The sequence below is a fragment of the Klebsiella sp. WP3-W18-ESBL-02 genome, from assembly GCF_014168815.1.
Taxonomy (GTDB): domain Bacteria; phylum Pseudomonadota; class Gammaproteobacteria; order Enterobacterales; family Enterobacteriaceae; genus Kluyvera; species Kluyvera ascorbata_B.
Map to the genome: position 1 here is coordinate 1 of NZ_AP021982.1, position 2,760 is coordinate 2,760.

The following is a 2,760-nucleotide window of genomic DNA, read 5'->3' on the forward strand; positions in this document are numbered from 1 at the left end:
GCAACAAAAGGGTGTCGGCGGTACTCCAAAAACACATCTTGTCCCGCTGTTTTGTGGCGCCGACGCAGCGGCGGTGACCACAAAACATTTCCTGTCCACGTCAGTTACTTTTCTCACGCTTCTGGTAGTGCGCCCGTATCTCAGCACGACCTTCGTCGAAGGTCAGCTCACCGGAAAGAATCCGCGCCTTGACGGACTCATAAAGCGACTTTCCTGACGGGTCCATCCCTTCAAGTCTCAGAGAAGTCTCAGCCTTGCGGAAACCGATGAGGCGAAGTTGCAGTATCCGATCATCAGTCATGGATTTTCCTTTGAGCAGTCATGCGAATAAGGCAGGCGTAAAGTTAGCTAACTTTACATGTCCTGCCCGGATGTTGCCGGTGTATAGCTGTGCAGGCAAAAGTGGAAAACGACAGGAAACCGTGGCAGCAGAGTGTGTAATCAGGGAGGAAACAGGCGTACCGAGCGATACAAGTCCTGTTCAGCATTACAGACATTACGCTTCCTCGGTCATTCGCTCACTTCGTTCGGTCATGACTCTGCGGCGAGCGTTACTAGCTCATACAGAAAGCCATGTAGAAAGTCTGGGGGATTGCCGGTTTTCCAAAGGCTTCGCCCTCCTGACAAGCTTCACAGAAACCAGGTGATTTCCGGTGCTCAAATCAGAAGTGGCGAAACCCGACAGGACTTAAAGATCCCCACCGTTTCCGATGAGTCGCTCCCTCGTGCGCTCTCCTGTTCCCACCGTGAGGTTTACCCGTTGCAGACCGCCGTAAGGTGGCGTTTTCTCATTCCTTCCCGTGCAACTGGGCTCCTTTTAGGTGGTTCGCTCCAAGCTGGGCTGTATGCACGAACTCCCCGTTCAACCCGACTACCACGCCTTCAGAGCAACTACTCTCTTGAATCCAATCTCTGAAGACACGACGAATCGCCATTGGCAGTAGCCAACGGTAAAAACTCTACAAGGGAGGCGATAAAATAATCGCAAGCGAATATCTTGATGCGCATAGCGATAAAACGCTAAACTAACATCACAAGTTCGGGTGACTGTTCCCTTGTAGAGCAGTTACCTTAAAGTGTTCTGTTACCAGCAGATCACTTTAGAAAGGCCGGCATCTAGCCGGCCTTTTTTTTAAGCTTTGATTATCTTTGAAACAAGAGAAACTACGCTCTCAACAGTAGCAGCCGAGACAGCATCAACGGTATGCGCTTGTCTTGATTTCCAGTCCAAAGACTTGAACTGATCTGCCAAAATGACACCTGTAGTTTTTTTAGCACCAACTACAGGCACCTCGAATGGATAATTTTTTGACTGATTAGTGATTGGGCAAACGACTGCAAAGCCAGTCACCTGATTAAACATGTCATCAGAAATGACAAGAGCAGGCCTTTTACCTGCCTGCTCATGACCCGATTGAGGATTGAAATCCAACAAAATCACATCACCTCTAGCCGGACAATATTGTGTCACAGCATCTCCTTACCCTGAGACTCGCAAAAATATTCCTGATGGCGATTTTCCGGATTGCACTGTCCCAGCAGTTCCTCGAGCGTTGGGCCAGACTTAGTTATTACTAATTTTTTCTCCGTGACGTGGAATTTAACCTCATCACCAATACTAAGCCCAAGCTGCTTCATGAACGGCTGAGGAATGCGCAAACCCGCACCATTACCCCACTTACCGATAGCCGTAGTCATAATACCTCCAAAGCAGATGGATAAACAATGTGTAAACTATGGTTGTATTTTATAGGCCAACCCACCTACATTATAAGGGTGGCGTACACGCCACCCTAAAAAGGGTCACTACTAGATACTAATAAGTATAATTACTTATTAGTATCTAGTAGTGACGATGACTTTTTCTCAAAAAAAAATTAAATAAACACTTATCTATATGATATCAAACGATAAAAAAATTCGCCGTGAAAGCATACCAATGATTTTAGCGGGGCGCTGGGGTTTTACGGCCTTAGAAAACTACGGATGGACGACAATACCTAACTCCTTGTTATATAATCAAAAAAAATTAGGCTTGGATAATACTGAGCTGCTTCTACTTATACATCTGATTTCGTTCATCCACTACGGTGATATGCCAGCATTTCCAGCTATATCAACCCTTGCAGACAGAATTAACCAACATCCAAGAACAGTACAAAGAACAATAAATAAGCTATTGAAAAAAAAGATAATAACAAGAAAGATAAGGTCGAAGTCGAGCGGTGATAAGGGGTTAAGCAATGTCTATGGTATAGAACCACTCATCGACATTTTAGCAAACCTGCAAGATGCGCCCTCAAGTACTAATTTACCATAACATCTCTTGGCCGCACCCCCGCAGAGGCCCTCAGCGCGTTTCTGCCGCGAGTGACTCGTTTCCGGTACTTTCCCCCGGCTCAAACCCTGAAAAACGCCCCTGATGATTTCTGCGCATCTGCATGGCTATGCACATGAACAGGCACAACTCCATTTCATGACAAAAGCAGGCCGAATGTTTCAAAAAAGAAGTTGTTCAGATGCAGCCAGTCCCACAGATCCGCGGCTGTCTTTAGGCAGTTGAGTATCAGCTCGAGCAGATTTAGATATTTCATAGTTTTCTCCTAAACAGTCGATGAATTATTTCATCACGACGTATTTAGTCCGAAAATTTTGAGCCCCCAGAAACGATGAACGGGTGCACAGTTTACTGTGTGGCCGTGAGACGTTGGGCAAGCCGCAGGCGCGGCAGAAATACCGCAAAGGGGTCGGATTTAACGA

At 46.5% G+C, this 2,760-nt stretch carries 4 protein-coding genes; 1 reads left to right on the forward strand and 3 read right to left on the reverse strand.

Annotated features, from left to right (window positions below; genetic code table 11):
• Window positions 1-100: 100 nt before the first annotated feature.
• The 3 genes from H7R56_RS27540 to H7R56_RS27550 form a co-directional block, all read right to left on the reverse strand.
• The gene (locus H7R56_RS27540; protein ID WP_182928891.1) at window positions 101-301 is read right to left on the reverse strand and encodes an antitoxin VbhA family protein; all 201 of its coding nucleotides are present in this window, start codon (window positions 299-301) and stop codon (window positions 101-103) included.
• A gap of 831 nt (window positions 302-1,132) precedes the next feature.
• The gene (locus H7R56_RS27545; RefSeq protein ID WP_182928892.1) at window positions 1,133-1,471 is read right to left on the reverse strand and encodes a type II toxin-antitoxin system PemK/MazF family toxin; all 339 of its coding nucleotides are present in this window, start codon (window positions 1,469-1,471) and stop codon (window positions 1,133-1,135) included.
• Window positions 1,468-1,698, reverse strand: coding sequence for an AbrB/MazE/SpoVT family DNA-binding domain-containing protein (locus tag H7R56_RS27550; protein ID WP_064138467.1), 231 nt, complete (start codon window positions 1,696-1,698; stop codon window positions 1,468-1,470). Before H7R56_RS27550 ends, H7R56_RS27545 begins: the two co-directional genes overlap by 4 nt.
• A 199-nt stretch (window positions 1,699-1,897) precedes the next feature.
• Between H7R56_RS27550 and H7R56_RS27555 the strand changes: the two genes are divergently transcribed.
• Window positions 1,898-2,320, forward strand: a complete 423-nt coding sequence (locus H7R56_RS27555; RefSeq protein ID WP_227674764.1) for a helix-turn-helix domain-containing protein — start codon at window positions 1,898-1,900, stop codon at window positions 2,318-2,320.
• Window positions 2,321-2,760: the final 440 nt, after the last annotated feature.